Raw genomic sequence first — 14,380 nt, 5'->3', positions numbered from 1 at the left:
CGGCGGTGGATATGAAAGCTCAATAAAAAACCCCATGGGCCAGGCCCATGGGGTTTTGTTTTTCCAGTGCCTGGCTGTTTATGCTGGCGCGGAAGTCCGGATCAGATGATCGAAGGCGCTCAACGAAGCCTTGGCGCCCTCGCCTACGGCGATCACGATCTGCTTATACGGCACGGTGGTCACATCGCCGGCGGCGAATACGCCAGGGATAGAGGTTTCACCCCGGGCGTCGACGATGATCTCGCCACGCGGTGACAGCTCTACAGTACCTTTGAGCCAATCGGTATTGGGCAACAGGCCGATCTGCACAAATATCCCTTCCAGCGTCACGTCCAGCACTTCACCGCTTGGACGATCCTTGTAGCGCAGCCCGTTGACCTTCTGACCGTCGCCTGTCACCTCGGTGGTCTGGGCGTTGGTAATCACCGTCACATTCGGCAAGCTGTGCAGTTTGCGCTGCAACACCGCATCGGCGCGCAACTGCACATCGAACTCCAGCAAGGTGACATGGGCCACGATACCGGCCAGGTCGATGGCCGCTTCGACGCCGGAGTTACCCCCGCCGATCACCGCCACGCGCTTGCCCTTGAACAGCGGACCGTCACAGTGTGGGCAGTATGCTACGCCCTTGTTGCGGTATTGCTGCTCGCCCGGCACGTTCATTTCACGCCAGCGGGCACCGGTCGCCAGGATCACGGTCTTGGCCTTGAGGCGCGCACCGCTGGCGAACCGGACTTCATGCAACATGCCGTCCGTGCCAGGCACCAGCCCATCGGCACGTTGCAGGTTCATGATGTCCACGTCGTATTGCTTGACGTGCTCTTCCAAGGCTACGGCCAGTTTCGGCCCTTCGGTTTCCTGGACCGAGATAAAGTTCTCGATGGCCATGGTATCGAGTACCTGTCCGCCGAAGCGTTCAGCCGCCACACCAGTGCGGATGCCTTTGCGGGCCGCATAGATCGCAGCCGAAGCACCGGCCGGGCCACCGCCAACCACCAACACATCGAAGGCGTCCTTGGCGCTGATTTTTTCGGCCTGGCGCTCGATACCGCTGGTATCGATCTTGGCGAGAATCTCTTCCAGGCCCATGCGGCCCTGACCGAAGTTCTCGCCATTCAGGTAGATACTCGGCACGGCCATGATCTGACGCTCATCGACCTCAGCCTGGAACAGCGCACCGTCGATAGCGACGTGGCGGATGTTCGGGTTCAGCACCGCCATCAGGTTCAGCGCCTGGACCACGTCCGGGCAGTTCTGGCACGACAGCGAGAAATAGGTCTCGAAGTTGAACTCGCCTTCAAGGGCGCGGATCTGTTCAATGACTTCGACACTGGCCTTCGAAGGGTGGCCGCCGACTTGCAGCAAGGCCAACACCAGCGAAGTGAATTCGTGGCCCATGGGAATACCGGCGAAACGCAGGCTGATATCGGCTCCCGGGCGGTTCAACGAGAACGATGGCTTGCGCGCATCGGTGCCGTTGTCGAGCAAGATGATCTGGGTGGAGAGACTGGCAATGTCTTTGAGCAACGCCAGCATTTCCTGGGATTTCGCACCGTCGTCGAGGGATGCAACGATCTCGATCGGTTGGGTGACCCGTTCCAGATATGACTTCAACTGAGCTTTAAGATTGGCGTCCAACATACGGGCGATTTCCATTTTTTGAATTTCAGAAAAAACAACGCCCGAGCGAATCTCGCCCGGGCGTTTTTGGGGGCGAAGCGGCTTACTTGATCAAGAGCTGATCGCCCTCGGATGACTCATGGAGTTAGATCTTGCCGACCAGGTCCAGAGACGGAGCCAGAGTGGCCTCGCCTTCTTTCCACTTGGCTGGGCAGACTTCGCCAGGGTGAGCAGCGACGTACTGGGCGGCCTTGATCTTGCGCAGCAGCTCGGAAGCGTCACGGCCTACACCGCCGTCGTTGATTTCGACGATCTTGATCTGACCTTCAGGGTTGATCACGAAAGTACCGCGGTCAGCCAGGCCAGCTTCTTCGATCAGCACGTCGAAGTTGCGGGAGATGGTCAGGGTCGGGTCGCCGATCATGGTGTACTGGATCTTGCCGATGGCTGGCGAAGTGTTGTGCCAGGCAGCGTGGGCAAAGTGAGTGTCGGTGGACACGCTGTAGATCTCGACGCCCAGTTTCTGGAATTCGGCGTAGTTGTCGGCCAGGTCTTCCAGTTCGGTTGGGCAAACGAAGGTGAAGTCAGCCGGGTAGAAGAACACGACAGACCACTTGCCTTTCAGGTCGGCGTCCGACACTTCGACGAAAGCGCCGTTTTTGAATGCGGTAGCTTTGAACGGTTTAACTTGGCTGTTGATGATAGGCATCGGTGTTTCTCCATCAGGGTTGAAAAGTTGATGGAGAGAAGCTTACCCACTCATTCCCATGCTGGCTCATTGGCAAAGCTGATGCGAATAATTGGTTTTGGCTATCAGGGAACGGTATAGATAGAAAAAATCTCTGTAGGAGCTGGCGAAGCCTGCGATCTTTTGATTTTGCTTTCGTTCAGGACTCAATTTCCCGGGGAAAGATCGCAGCCTCGCTGTGCTCGACAAGTCCTACATGGCTCCTACATGAAACAGCTCAGGCCGCGGGAGTGCGCATCGTGACGAACTCTTCGGCGGCAGTCGGGTGCACGCCAATGGTTTCGTCAAAATCGCGCTTGCTGGCGCCGGCCTTGAGGGCGATAGCCAGGCCCTGGACGATTTCCCCGGCATCCGGGCCGACCATATGGCAACCCAGGACCTTGTCGGTGCGGGCATCCACCACCAGCTTCATCAGCGTGCGTTCCTGGCAGTCGGTCAGACTCAGCTTCATCGGCCGGAAACGGCTTTCGAAAATCTGCACCTCATGCCCCTCTTCCCGGGCCTGTTCCTCGGTCAGGCCGACCGTGCCGATGTTCGGCAGGCTGAACACCGCCGTGGGGATCATCCGGTAATCCACCAGCCGGTACTGTTCAGGCTTGAACAGGCGCCGCGCCACCGCCATGCCCTCGGCCAAGGCAACGGGTGTCAGCTGTACGCGCCCGATCACGTCGCCAATGGCAAGGATCGACGGCTCGGTGGTCTCGTATTTTTCATTGACCTGGACAAAGCCCTTCTCATCCAGCGTGACAGCGGTGTTCTCCAGGCCGAGGTTATCGAGCATCGGCCGCCGGCCGGTGGCGTAGAACACGCAATCGGTCAATAGCGTACGGCCGTCCTTGAGGGTCACCTCCAGGCTGCCATCGGCCTGCTTGTCGATGCGCTGGATATCGGCATTGAACTGCAGATCCAGGCCTCGGCGCGTCAGCTCTTCGGCCAGATGCTTGCGTACTGCGCCGTCAAAACCGCGCAGGAACAACTCACCGCGATACAGCAGGGACGTCTGCGCGCCCATGCCGTGGAAAATCCCCGCGAACTCCACTGCAATGTAGCCCCCCCCCACTACCAGCACGCGCTTGGGCAGTTCCTTGAGAAAAAAAGCCTCATTGGAGCTGATGGCATGCTCGCGGCCCGGAATCTGCGGGATGACCGGCCAACCACCGGTGGCGACCAGGATGTGCTCGGCGCTATGGCGCTGGCCATTGATCTCGACCTCATGGGGACCGGTGATCTTCGCATGGCCCTCATGCAACGCCACGCCGCTGTTGACCAACAGGTTGCGATAGATGTCGTTGAGGCGGTTGATCTCCCGGTCCTTGTTGGCAATCAGCGTAGCCCAGTCGAAACTCGCCTCACCCGCCGTCCAGCCATAGGCCGAAGCCTGCTCGAAGTCTTCGGCATAATGCGCACCATAGACCAGCAGCTTTTTCGGCACGCAACCGACGTTCACGCAGGTACCGCCCAGGTAGCGGCTTTCCGCCACGGCCACCCTGGCGCCAAAACCGGCGGCGAACCGCGCAGCCCGCACACCACCGGAACCGGCGCCAATCACATACAGGTCAAAATCGTAGGCCATTACTGTCTCCTTAGGCAGGCCATCAGCATACCCGCTGTTTCCAGACGGGTCAGCGTTGCGTTGGTTATGGGGGCGGAAAATTAAAAAGCCAGGGTGAGCGTCATCAAGCCGAGCGCGGCTCCTGTGGCGAGGGGATTTATCCCCGCTGGGCTGCATAGCAGCCCCAAACCAACCAACTCAATCTGCCTGGCACACCAAGTCGCCTGGCTTTAGGGCTGCTTCACAGCCCAGCGGGGATAAATCCCCTCGCTACAGATAACTCCCCTCGCCACAGGATTCTATGCCAGACACGGCAATACATTGCCCCAAAAAAAACGCCCCGAACCAGTCGGGGCGTTTTTCAGTCGCGGCGTGGGCTATCAGTAAGCCTTGCCGGTCTTGTAGAAGTTTTCGAAGCAGAAGTTGGTCGCGTCGATGTAGCCTTCGGCGCCACCGCAGTCGAAACGCTTGCCCTTGAACTTGTAGGCCATGACGCAGCCGTTCTGGGCCTGTTTCATCAGGGCGTCGGTAATCTGGATCTCACCGCCCTTGCCTGGTTCGGTCTGTTCGATCAGGTCGAAGATGTCCGGCGTCAGGATGTAACGACCGATGATCGCCAGGTTCGACGGAGCGTCTTCAGGCTTCGGTTTTTCAACCATGCTGTGCACGCGATAGATGTCATCGCGGATCATTTCGCCGGCGATCACGCCGTACTTGTTGGTTTCCTGCGGATCAACTTCCTGGATCGCCACGATGGAGCAGCGGAACTGTTTGTAGAGCTTGACCATCTGGGTCAGCACGCCGTCACCTTCCAGGTTGACGCACAGGTCATCCGCCAGCACCACGGCGAAGGGTTCGTCGCCGATCAAAGGACGGCCAGTCAGGATCGCGTGGCCCAGGCCTTTCATTTCGGTCTGGCGGGTGTAGGAGAACGAACACTCATCCAGCAGTTTGCGGATACCGACCAGATACTTTTCCTTGTCGGTGCCTTTGATCTGGTTTTCCAGCTCGTAGCTGATATCGAAATGATCTTCCAGCGCGCGCTTGCCACGGCCGGTCACGATGGAGATTTCCGTCAGGCCCGCATCAAGGGCTTCTTCTACACCGTACTGGATCAGTGGCTTGTTCACCACCGGCAGCATTTCTTTGGGCATGGCCTTAGTCGCTGGCAGGAAGCGAGTACCGTAACCGGCTGCAGGGAACAAGCATTTCTTGATCATATGAATCCTTTAAAAGGCGGTGTGTACGACGAGTTTCGGCGCAGTCTAATCAGGCCGCAGGCACCTTACAATGCCTGCACTGGCCAACCGATGCCATCATAGAGAAATAAACCGGCGGATAGTTCAATCGCCTTTCGTTTCGGGGGTTCAACGGTCCGGTTGCACGCCTGCAGGCCCCGTTTTCGTGCATTTGGCGTATCATGGCGCCCTTGATCCCGCCAATGAGGCAGTTAGATGTCGGCAACACGAAACGCAAACGGTTATTCGGTCAGTCAGGACAAGGACGGCCAGTGGTGGATTATCAATTACCATGGCGAGCAGGTTGCCGGTCCCTTGCCCACCAAGACCATGGCGGTGGAAGTGGCCGCGGTCTTCCAGGATGAACGCGCTGCTCCTGCGGTCAAGGAACGAGAAAAAGCGCCAGCACGCACCGACCGCCGCAAGAAATAACCGGACCGGCCTGCGTCAATCGCCTTGCGGCATTGGCGCAGGCCGGTTGTTTATCTGTACCGCAATGACCATTCGCTATAACCTCGCGCTGTCCCTTCCCTTTCGATGACCACTCCATGAGAACGTTTCTGGCGCTGTTTGCGGTCCTGGCCCTGGCGGGTTGTGCCTCGACGGAAAATACCTATCTGGCCAACGGTGAGCAGGGCCTGACCATCGACTGCTCAGGCGAAGCCAATTCCTGGGCCGCCTGCTATGAAAAGGCAGATGCCTCCTGTGCCGGCACCGGCTACCGCATCGTCGGCACCGATGGCACGCCCCAGGCCAATGAAAGCGACAAGACCCTGGGCGTGGATGTCGGCAACTTCACCAGCCGCAGTGTCGTGGTGGTGTGCAAGTAAGGTCCAGGCGAACCTGACCCCCTTTCTCAGCCGGAAATGCAGGCGTTGGCCGCATCCTGCACATCACCCGGGCGCACCGGTACGTTGGACATACTTTCATGCAGCTTGATGCTGCTGCCACCGGAGCGTTCGTCAATGTCGAATACCGCTGCCGGCAGGCTCGAGAGTTTGCCGGGAACGATCAGCCGGACGCCGTTCTTGTGGGGCTCCATCTGCAACGAGCCACGGCTGTCGGCCAGCTTGTCGGCGACGCACTTGGCATATTCGTGAGGTTTCTTGCCGGAGATAACACTCATGGTGGGCGGCGTCTGGTTGATGTCCGATACCGATGCACATCCACTCACTGCCAATGCCAACACCCACGCACTACGCTTCATATGATTCCTCCGACAAAGACCCTCCGACAGCGTAGAAGCTGTTTTGCTCCAGAGCCCTGCATTTTTTTATCCGGTACTGCTGCGCCAAACCAGCAAAGCCGGGTCGAGGGCTAATGCCAGTCAATTAAGCCACAAACCTGTGGGAGCAAGCTTTGCTCCCACAGGTTTTGCGCCGTATCAGGATCGAGGGCCGGATATTTCACCCTCGGTGCTGATAAACTGCGTCCCATTATTGCAGCCCCCTACCGTATCGAGCGTGTAGAAAAAGCCCTTCTGGAGGCGCCCATGAAATTCATCCACCAACGCGAGCACCTCAACGAAGACGATATAGTCGTCATCGAATGTTCCCAAACGTGCAACATCCGCCTGATGAACGACGCGAACTTCCGCAGCTTCAAGAATGGCGGCCGGCACACTTACCATGGCGGCGCGTTCGATACGTTCCCGGCGCGGATCACCGCACCGAGCACCGGTTTCTGGAACATCACCATCGACACCGTCAGCCGTCGGGCCATCAGCGTCACGCGTAAGCCGTCCCTGACCCACAAGATCAAAATCATCCGGCGCTCCAGCTCGAAACTGAGCTGAGCCCCCTGCTCACATAGGCAAAACCGTGGCCCAGACAACCAAATACGTCATCAAGTACAAACTCAACGACGAACGCCGCTTCGAGTTCGCGCAGCTGGAAACCGGCACAGAGGAAGAAGCCCGGGCGGCGCTGGAAGCGATGCATGGAAAATCCGACGATGTGATCAGCGAGGTCAAGGTCAGTAAGGCGTTGTAAACCCGCTGTTTGTGGCGAGGAAGTTTGCTCCCTCGCCACAAGGTGCTGTTGCATAGCAAGATTCGGGGTGTCGGACAGCCCAACACTCGCCAGACTGACCAATCCTATTCCCCAGGATTGCCGCCATGCCCCCTACCCCGCCTTCGCTGATCCAATCCATCGATGCAATCGACCGGCCAGCCCTGGAACAGAGCCTTGAGCAGGATGGCAGCGGCGTGCTTCGCCACCTGTTGTCGGCGACTCAATGCCGACAGCTCAGCAGCCTGTACGCGCAATCCGGGCTGTTCCGTTCCCGGGTGATCATGGCTCGCCACGGCTTCGGACGCGGCGAATATCAGTATTTCCGCTACCCGTTGCCCGCTATCGCTCAGCAACTGCGAGAAGCGTTGTATCCGCTGTTGGTGCCCCTGGCCAATCGCTGGAACGAACGCATGGGCCTTGAGGTGAGATACCCCGACGCGCACGACGATTTCATCCGACACTGCCATGGCGCCGGACAGCAGCGTCCGACGCCTTTGCTGCTGCAATACGGCCCCCAGGATTACAACTGCCTGCACCAGGATCTGTACGGCGAGCAGGTGTTTCCATTGCAGGTGGCGATCCTGCTGTCGGAACCGGGCCAGGACTTTACCGGCGGCGAGCTCGTCCTCACCGAACAACGCCCGCGCATGCAGTCGCGCCCACAGGTCATCGGTCTGAAACAGGGCGACGCCGTGGTGTTTGCCGTGCATCAACGGCCGGTCAGAGGCGTTCGCGGTTATTATCGGGTGAACATGCGCCATGGCGTCAGCCGCGTGCACAGCGGCCAACGGCACACCCTCGGAATCATTTTTCATGATGCGCAATAACGACAGCCCGATCACCCTGGACCTGTTCGCCGACGAACCACCGGCGAAGCCCGGCCAGATCGAACGGATCGGCCAGCAGGCTTTCGTGCTGCGCGGGTTCGCCCTGCCCTGGCTGGAGCGATTGCTGCCGGCCCTGGAAACGGTCTTGCAGGTCGCGCCGTTCCGGCAGATGGTCACGCCCGGCGGCTTTACCATGTCGGTCGCCTTGAGCAGTTGCGGCGCGTTGGGCTGGACCACCGACCGCAGCGGCTATCGCTACACTGCCCATGACCCACAGACCGGCCGCCCCTGGCCGGACATGCCGGCGCTGTTCCGCGAACTGGCCCAGGCCGCCGCCCGAGCAGCGCACTTCGAGCATTTCGAGCCCGACGCCTGCCTGATCAACCGCTACGTGCCGGGAGCACGGATGTCGTTGCATCAGGACAAGAACGAACGCAGTCTCACCGCCCCCATCGTCTCGATGTCCCTGGGCCTGCCGGCGGTGTTCCAGTTCGGCGGGTTCGAGCGCAGCGACAAGTCCTTGCGCGTTCCGCTCTTCCATGGCGACATCGTGGTCTGGGGTGGTGTCGACCGGCTGCGTTACCACGGCGTGTTGCCCCTCAAGGAAGGCCGGCATCCACAGCTCGGCGCGCAGCGGATCAACATGACGTTCCGCACCGCCGGATAACCGTGCAGAATTCAACCGCAAGACCCGGAGTGTCGACCTCCCGCAGGCTGGTTACTGTAGCCAAAACGGGCCAATGGACAGAACGACCATGAACACCACTTCGAACAGCCTCGCCCCTGAACTCGACCCTCGCTGGGCCGCCGTGCTCGCCCGGGACCCACGCGCCGACGGGCAATTCGTCTACGGCGTGAAAACCACCGGTATCTACTGTCATCCCAGCAGCCTGTCGCGCCTGCCCAATCCGCGTAACGTCGAATTCTTCGACACACCGGAACAGGCCCAGGCAGCCGGTTATCGGCCCAGCAAACGGGCCGCCAGGGACCAGAGTCAGGTGGCCGCCCAACAAGCCGCCCGGGTTGCGGCGGCCTGCCGGCAGATCGAGGCAGCCGAGGAACTGCCGGGGCTCAACGAACTGGCGCAAAGCGCAGGGTTGAGTCCCTTCCACTTTCATCGGGTCTTCAAGACCGTCACCGGCCTGACCCCCAAGGGCTATGCCGCTGCCCACCGCTCGCGCAAGATGCGCGAACGCCTGGCCGACGCGGAGACCGTCACCGAAGCGTTGTACGACGCCGGCTTCAACTCCAACAGTCGCTTTTACGAAGCGGCCGATAAGGTACTGGGCATGAAACCCGCCGACTACCGCGCCGCCGGGAAGAACACCGACATCCGCTTCGCCGTCGGACAATGCTCCCTGGGAGCGATCCTGGTAGCGCAGAGCGAACGAGGCGTGTGTGCCATCCTGCTGGGGGACGACCCTGACGCGCTGGTCCGCGACCTGCAGGACAAATTCCGCCGCGCCAACCTCATCGGCGCCGACCGGGCATTCGAGCAACTGGTCGCCCAGGTGGTCGGCTTCATCGAAGCGCCCGCCCTGGGCCTGGACCTGCCCCTGGATCTGCAGGGCACGGCGTTTCAGGAGCGGGTCTGGCAGGCCCTGCGGGAGATTCCACCGGGCAGTACCGCCAGCTACGCCGAGGTCGCCCAGCGCATCGGCCTGCCCAAGGCCGTGCGTGCGGTGGCCCAGGCCTGTGGCGCCAACAGCCTGGCCGTGGCCATCCCCTGTCACCGGGTGGTGCGCAGCGACGGCAATCTCTCGGGTTATCGCTGGGGAGTGGAGCGCAAGCGTCAGTTGCTGGCGCTGGAACGCTCGTCCGGGGACTGAACGCCGATGTAGATCGCCACCGAATCGGGGCCGCTGTAGACCTCGAAGTCGGTGGCGAAGCGACGCTGGGTCTGCGGGTTGTCGGCGAAATACGCCCAGATCAGGCCCCAGGTCCGGATCACGCAGTCGGGCATCGCTCCCTTGGCCGAGAACACCAGGTAATCCCCGCCCTCGATGTCCACGGCGGGGTAGCCTGGACTTGTTGCGTCGACCTCTACGCCGGCCGTTACATCGAAGTGCCCGGTCGCATCGGACTCATAGTTGGAATAAACCCCATAGACGAACGACTCCGAGCGTCTGGCCGGAATCCGGTCGAACAGGCCCTCGGTGAAGAACTGCTCCCACATCGGGCCGATCCTTGCCGTGTCGGGTTGCTGCTCATCGGTGTTGCGGGTGCGGACCTGCAAACCCGCCACGCTAAAGGGTTCGACTGCCTTGAGTTTTACATCCATGGCTAAGGCTCCTGGGTAAGTGAAGCACGCATGGTAATCCTCTTACCCGAGGGATCAAGCGCGGGCCTTCGATTGAAAAACTCGACTGGCCCTGGCTGGGCCACTCCTGCTACAAATGGGGTTTATTGCGCTGCCGGAGCACCCTGCACATGAGCCAATGGCCAGACACCCGCATCCTCGACCTGCTCGGTATCGAGCTGCCCATCATCCAGGCGCCGATGGCCGGGGTGACCGGGCCTGCCATGGTGGTCGCTGCCTGCAACGCCGGCGGGCTTGGCTCTATGCCGGCGGCGATGCTGGACGTCGAGCAACTGCGCCAGACGCTGACGACGATCAGCGAGCAGACCGACAAGCCGTTCAACGTGAACTTTTTCTCCCATCAGCCACCGGTCTTCGACGAGCAACGGGCCGAGACCTGGAAACAGCGGCTCAAGCCCTACTATGACGAGCTTGGCGCCGATTTCGATGCGCCGACGCCAGTGTCCAACCGCACGCCGTTCGACGATGCAGCCTGCCGGGTGCTGGAGCAGATGCGGCCGAAAGTGGTCAGCTTCCATTTCGGCCTGCCGGAGAAGTCCCTGCTGGATCGGGTAAAGGCCACCGGGGCGAAGATCCTTTCTTCGGCGACCACCGTCGAGGAAGCCATCTGGCTGGAGCAGCACGGTTGCGACGCGATCATCGCCATGGGCTACGAAGCCGGCGGCCATCGCGGGATGTTCCTCAGCGACGACCTCAACACCCAGGTGGGACTGTTCGCCTTGCTGCCCCAAGTGGTGGATGCGGTAAAAGTACCGGTGATTGCCACCGGCGGCATCGGCGACGCGCGGGGGATCGTTGCAGCGTTCGCCCTTGGCGCATCGGCGGTGCAGTTGGGCAGCGCGTATCTGTTCACTCCCGAGGCCAAGATCAGCGCGTCCCATCACCGGGCGCTGTGCATCGCCAGGGAAAGCCAGACCGCCGTGACCAACCTGTTCACCGGACGGGCGGCCCGGGGCATCGTCAACCGAGTGATGCGTGAAGTCGGCCCGATGAGCCCGCTGGCACCGGCATTTCCTCTGGCAGGTGGTGCCTTGATGCCGCTACGGGCCAAGGATGAAGCCGACTTCAGCAACCTCTGGGCGGGCCAGGCGTTTCCCATGGGCCGGGAGTTGCCGACCGGCGAACTGACCCGGCGCCTGGCCGATGAAACACTGGCGCGGTTTGGCAAGGGTTCAAGTTCCTGAGAGCCTCAGCGCCGGCCAGGACGCCATCGTGAGCAGGCTCGCCCACAGGGATCTGGGTAAACACGAGCCTCTGTTCATACCGCTCCCACATGGGCCGAGGGTAAGCACAAGCCTTGCTGTCACAACGAAACCCTTGTGGGAGCGAGCCTGCTCGCGATGAGGCCGGCACATTCACCCCACTGCCGACAGCAACAGCACAAAACTCACATTCCGTTTATCGGGTTTTCGCTATATATTTCCGTATATAGCGAAACCACCCCCCTACGGAGTCTTCAATGCGCCCCACCCGCTTCGCGCCATTGCTGCTGACCACCGCCCTGATCGTTGGCGCCGCCCAGGCCGATGAAGTACAGGTGGCCGTGGCCGCCAACTTCACCGCACCGATCCAGGCCATCGCCGCCGACTTTGAAAAAGACACCGGTCACAAACTGGTGGCGGCTTACGGCGCAACGGGGCAGTTCTATACCCAGATAAAGAATGGCGCCCCCTTCGAGGTGTTTCTCGCCGCCGACGACACCACCCCGGCCAGACTGGAAAGTGAAGGTGACACCGTCAAGGGTTCGCGCTTCACCTATGCCATCGGCACGCTGGCGCTGTGGTCGGCCAAAGACGGCTATGTCGATGAGCAGGGCCAGGTACTCAAGAACAACGGCTTCCAACACCTGTCCATTGCCAATCCCAAGGCCGCGCCCTACGGCCTCGCCGCGACCCAGGTGCTGGACAAGTTGGGGTTGGCCGGTCAGGTCAAGGGCAAAATCGTCGAAGGCCAGAACATCACCCAGGCCTATCAATTCGTCTCCACCGGCAACGCCGAACTTGGTTTCGTGGCGCTGTCCCAGGTGTACAAGGACGGCAAGCTCACCGGCGGTTCGGCATGGATCGTCCCGGCCGAACTGCACGACCCGATCAAACAGGACGCGGTGATCCTCGATAAAGGCCGCGCCAACCCGGCCGCCAAGGCCCTGATGGCCTACCTCCAGGGCCCGAAAGCTGCCGCCATCATCCAAGCCTATGGTTATCAACGTTAAATGCCGCTGACCAGTGCCGATTATTCAGCGATCTGGCTGACCCTGAAGCTCGCCTCGCTGACCACGGTGATCCTGCTGCTCATCGGCACGCCCATCGCCCTTTGGCTGTCGCGCACCCGATCCTGGTTGCGCGGACCAGTGGGTGCAGTGGTAGCCCTGCCGCTGGTGCTGCCGCCCACGGTGATCGGTTTCTATCTGCTCCTGGCGTTGGGCCCCAATGGCTGGATCGGCCAGCTTACCCAGGCCCTCGGGCTGGGTACCCTCACGTTCAGTTTCACCGGACTGGTGATCGGCTCGGTGATTTACTCCATGCCGTTTGTGGTGCAGCCGCTGCAAAACGCCTTCTCGGCTATCGGCAACCGTCCCCTGGAGGTCGCCGCCACCCTGCGCGCCGGTCCATGGGACACCTTCTTCAGCGTCATCCTGCCCCTGGCTCGCCCCGGCTTCATCACCGCCGCCATCCTCGGCTTCGCCCACACCGTCGGCGAGTTCGGCGTGGTGCTGATGATCGGCGGCAATATCCCGGAAAGGACTCGGGTGGTGTCGGTGCAGATCTACGACCATGTCGAAGCCCTGGAGTACGCCCAGGCCCACTGGCTGGCGGCGGCGATGCTGGGGTTTTCTTTCGTTGTGCTGCTGGCGCTGTACACCAGCCGCAGAACCCGGGCCGGTTGGAGCTGATCGATGATTCAGGCGCGCTTGCAACTCGACCATGGCCGTTTCTCCCTGGACCTGGATGTGCAACTGCCGGGCCGGGGCGTGACGGCGTTGTACGGCCAGTCCGGCTCCGGCAAGACCACTTGCCTGCGCTGCATCGCAGGCCTGGAACGAGCACCGCGGGGCTTCGTGCGTATCAATGGCGACGTATGGCAGGACAGCGAGCGCGGCGTGTTCGTACCGCCTCATCAACGGGCGGTGGGGTATGTGTTTCAGGAGGCGAGCCTGTTCAGTCATCTGTCGGTGCGAGCCAATCTGGCATTCGGTCTCAAGCGCATCGCCCCAGGGCTACGGCGCGTGGACATGGGTCAGGCCACTGAACTGCTGGGCATCGGCCACTTGCTCGAGCGCCAGCCCCACAACCTGTCCGGCGGTGAGCGCCAGCGGGTGGGCATCGCCCGCGCCCTGCTGACCAGCCCGCGGCTGTTGTTGATGGATGAGCCGCTGGCCGCGCTCGATACCCGGCGCAAGAACGAGATCCTGCCCTACCTGCAACGGCTCCACGATGAGCTGGACATCCCGGTGCTGTATGTCAGTCATTCCCAGGACGAAGTGGCGCGCCTGGCCGACCATATTGTATTGCTCGACGGTGGCCGTGCCTTGGCCAGTGGACCGATTGGCGAAACCCTGGCGCGGCTCGACCTGCCGCTGGCCCTTGGGGATGATGCAGGCGTAGTGATCCAGGGCACGGTCAACGATTACGATCCCGCCTATCAGTTGCTCACCCTGACACTGCCCGGCAGCCTGTTGAACGTGCGGGTAGCCCATACAACGCTAGCCATCGGACAACCGCTGCGCTTCAAGGTCCAGGCCCGGGACGTCAGCCTCAGCCTGACGAACGATGCCCAGATCAGCATCCTCAATCGCTTGCCGGTCACGGTGACCGGCGAACTGGCTGCCGACAACGCCGCCCACGTGCTGATCCGACTGGAAGCCGCTGGCACGCCGCTGCTGGCACGCATCACCCGCTATTCCCGCGATCAGTTGGCACTGCATCCGGGGCAGGTGCTGTGGGCGCAGATCAAGGCGGTGGCGGTGTTGGCCTGAGCTGTAGACGCGGCCTGACAGCCGACCGGTCTTTTGAAGCGTTCGCTATTCCCTGTGGGAGCGAGCCTGCTCGCGATAGCGGTGGTT

General features: G+C 61.3%; 17 protein-coding genes. 11 read left to right on the top strand and 6 right to left on the bottom strand.

Annotation, left to right across the window (positions count from 1 at the left end):
- Positions 1 to 78 precede the first annotated feature (78 nt).
- The 4 genes from ahpF to galU all read right to left on the bottom strand — a co-directional run bounded on the left by ahpF (position 79) and on the right by galU (position 5,140).
- The gene (gene ahpF, locus AD665_RS03895; protein WP_024777350.1) at positions 79 to 1,641 is read right to left on the bottom strand and encodes an alkyl hydroperoxide reductase subunit F; all 1,563 of its coding nucleotides are present in this window, start codon (positions 1,639 to 1,641) and stop codon (positions 79 to 81) included.
- Positions 1,642 to 1,765: 124 nt separating this feature from the next.
- Positions 1,766 to 2,329 carry an alkyl hydroperoxide reductase subunit C gene (gene ahpC / locus AD665_RS03890; RefSeq protein ID WP_020294651.1) on the bottom strand — a complete coding sequence of 188 codons (564 nt, stop codon included), beginning with the start codon at positions 2,327 to 2,329 and terminating at the stop codon, positions 1,766 to 1,768.
- A 256-nt stretch (positions 2,330 to 2,585) separates the two neighbouring features.
- A complete protein-coding gene (gene gorA, locus AD665_RS03885) occupies positions 2,586 to 3,941 on the bottom strand; it encodes a glutathione-disulfide reductase (protein WP_024777349.1) in 1,356 nt (451 codons plus the stop codon).
- Between the two features lie 359 nt (positions 3,942 to 4,300).
- Positions 4,301 to 5,140, bottom strand: coding sequence for a UTP--glucose-1-phosphate uridylyltransferase GalU (galU, locus tag AD665_RS03880; protein WP_003182953.1), 840 nt, complete (start codon positions 5,138 to 5,140; stop codon positions 4,301 to 4,303).
- A 234-nt stretch (positions 5,141 to 5,374) separates the two neighbouring features.
- Here galU and AD665_RS03875 point away from each other — a divergent pair, with 234 nt between their 5' ends.
- Positions 5,375 to 5,590 (top strand): hypothetical protein, encoded by a 216-nt coding sequence (locus AD665_RS03875; protein WP_024777348.1) that lies wholly within the window; start codon positions 5,375 to 5,377, stop codon positions 5,588 to 5,590.
- A gap of 116 nt (positions 5,591 to 5,706) precedes the next feature.
- Entirely contained in the window at positions 5,707 to 5,988 is a 282-nt protein-coding gene (locus tag AD665_RS03870) for a hypothetical protein (protein ID WP_053191033.1), read from the top strand.
- Between the two features lie 26 nt (positions 5,989 to 6,014).
- Here the strand turns inward: AD665_RS03870 and AD665_RS03865 are convergent, their stop codons facing one another.
- On the bottom strand, positions 6,015 to 6,365 hold the full coding sequence (locus AD665_RS03865; protein WP_024777346.1) for a hypothetical protein: 351 nt from the start codon (positions 6,363 to 6,365) through the stop codon (positions 6,015 to 6,017).
- Between the two features lie 285 nt (positions 6,366 to 6,650).
- Between AD665_RS03865 and AD665_RS03860 the strand changes: the two genes are divergently transcribed.
- The 5 genes from AD665_RS03860 (at position 6,651) to ada (ending at position 9,826) form a co-directional block, all read left to right on the top strand.
- Positions 6,651 to 6,953 (top strand): DUF1883 domain-containing protein, encoded by a 303-nt coding sequence (locus AD665_RS03860; RefSeq protein ID WP_024777345.1) that lies wholly within the window; start codon positions 6,651 to 6,653, stop codon positions 6,951 to 6,953.
- 25 nt (positions 6,954 to 6,978) lie between these two features.
- Complete coding sequence (locus AD665_RS27555; RefSeq protein WP_167355716.1) at positions 6,979 to 7,149, top strand: hypothetical protein; 171 nt, start codon at positions 6,979 to 6,981, stop codon at positions 7,147 to 7,149.
- A gap of 125 nt (positions 7,150 to 7,274) precedes the next feature.
- Complete coding sequence (locus AD665_RS03855) at positions 7,275 to 7,997, top strand: 2OG-Fe(II) oxygenase (protein WP_053191031.1); 723 nt, start codon at positions 7,275 to 7,277, stop codon at positions 7,995 to 7,997.
- Positions 7,984 to 8,664 carry a DNA oxidative demethylase AlkB gene (gene alkB, locus AD665_RS03850; protein ID WP_053191029.1) on the top strand — a complete coding sequence of 227 codons (681 nt, stop codon included), beginning with the start codon at positions 7,984 to 7,986 and terminating at the stop codon, positions 8,662 to 8,664. The genes AD665_RS03855 and alkB overlap by 14 nt, the downstream gene beginning before the upstream one ends.
- Before the next feature lie 88 nt (positions 8,665 to 8,752).
- Positions 8,753 to 9,826 (top strand): bifunctional DNA-binding transcriptional regulator/O6-methylguanine-DNA methyltransferase Ada, encoded by a 1,074-nt coding sequence (gene ada / locus AD665_RS03845; protein ID WP_024777342.1) that lies wholly within the window; start codon positions 8,753 to 8,755, stop codon positions 9,824 to 9,826.
- Here the strand turns inward: ada and AD665_RS03840 are convergent.
- Entirely contained in the window at positions 9,790 to 10,278 is a 489-nt protein-coding gene (locus tag AD665_RS03840; RefSeq protein WP_024777341.1) for a GyrI-like domain-containing protein, read from the bottom strand. The genes ada and AD665_RS03840 overlap by 37 nt on opposite strands.
- 149 nt (positions 10,279 to 10,427) lie before the next feature.
- Between AD665_RS03840 and AD665_RS03835 the strand changes: the two genes are divergently transcribed.
- The 4 genes from AD665_RS03835 (at position 10,428) to modC (ending at position 14,293) form a co-directional block, all read left to right on the top strand.
- Positions 10,428 to 11,501, top strand: a complete 1,074-nt coding sequence (locus AD665_RS03835) for an NAD(P)H-dependent flavin oxidoreductase (RefSeq protein WP_053191026.1) — start codon at positions 10,428 to 10,430, stop codon at positions 11,499 to 11,501.
- 275 nt (positions 11,502 to 11,776) lie between these two features.
- Entirely contained in the window at positions 11,777 to 12,529 is a 753-nt protein-coding gene (modA, locus tag AD665_RS03830) for a molybdate ABC transporter substrate-binding protein (RefSeq protein WP_053191024.1), read from the top strand.
- Positions 12,530 to 13,210 (top strand): molybdate ABC transporter permease subunit, encoded by a 681-nt coding sequence (modB, locus tag AD665_RS03825; RefSeq protein ID WP_024777338.1) that lies wholly within the window; start codon positions 12,530 to 12,532, stop codon positions 13,208 to 13,210. It abuts the gene before it with no gap.
- A gap of 3 nt (positions 13,211 to 13,213) precedes the next feature.
- Positions 13,214 to 14,293 (top strand): molybdenum ABC transporter ATP-binding protein, encoded by a 1,080-nt coding sequence (gene modC, locus AD665_RS03820; RefSeq protein WP_053191022.1) that lies wholly within the window; start codon positions 13,214 to 13,216, stop codon positions 14,291 to 14,293.
- Positions 14,294 to 14,380 lie beyond the last annotated feature (87 nt).

This window comes from Pseudomonas corrugata (assembly GCF_001269905.1).
In the GTDB taxonomy this organism is placed as follows: domain Bacteria; phylum Pseudomonadota; class Gammaproteobacteria; order Pseudomonadales; family Pseudomonadaceae; genus Aquipseudomonas; species Aquipseudomonas corrugata.
This window is presented reverse-complemented; position numbering and strand designations above follow the sequence as displayed.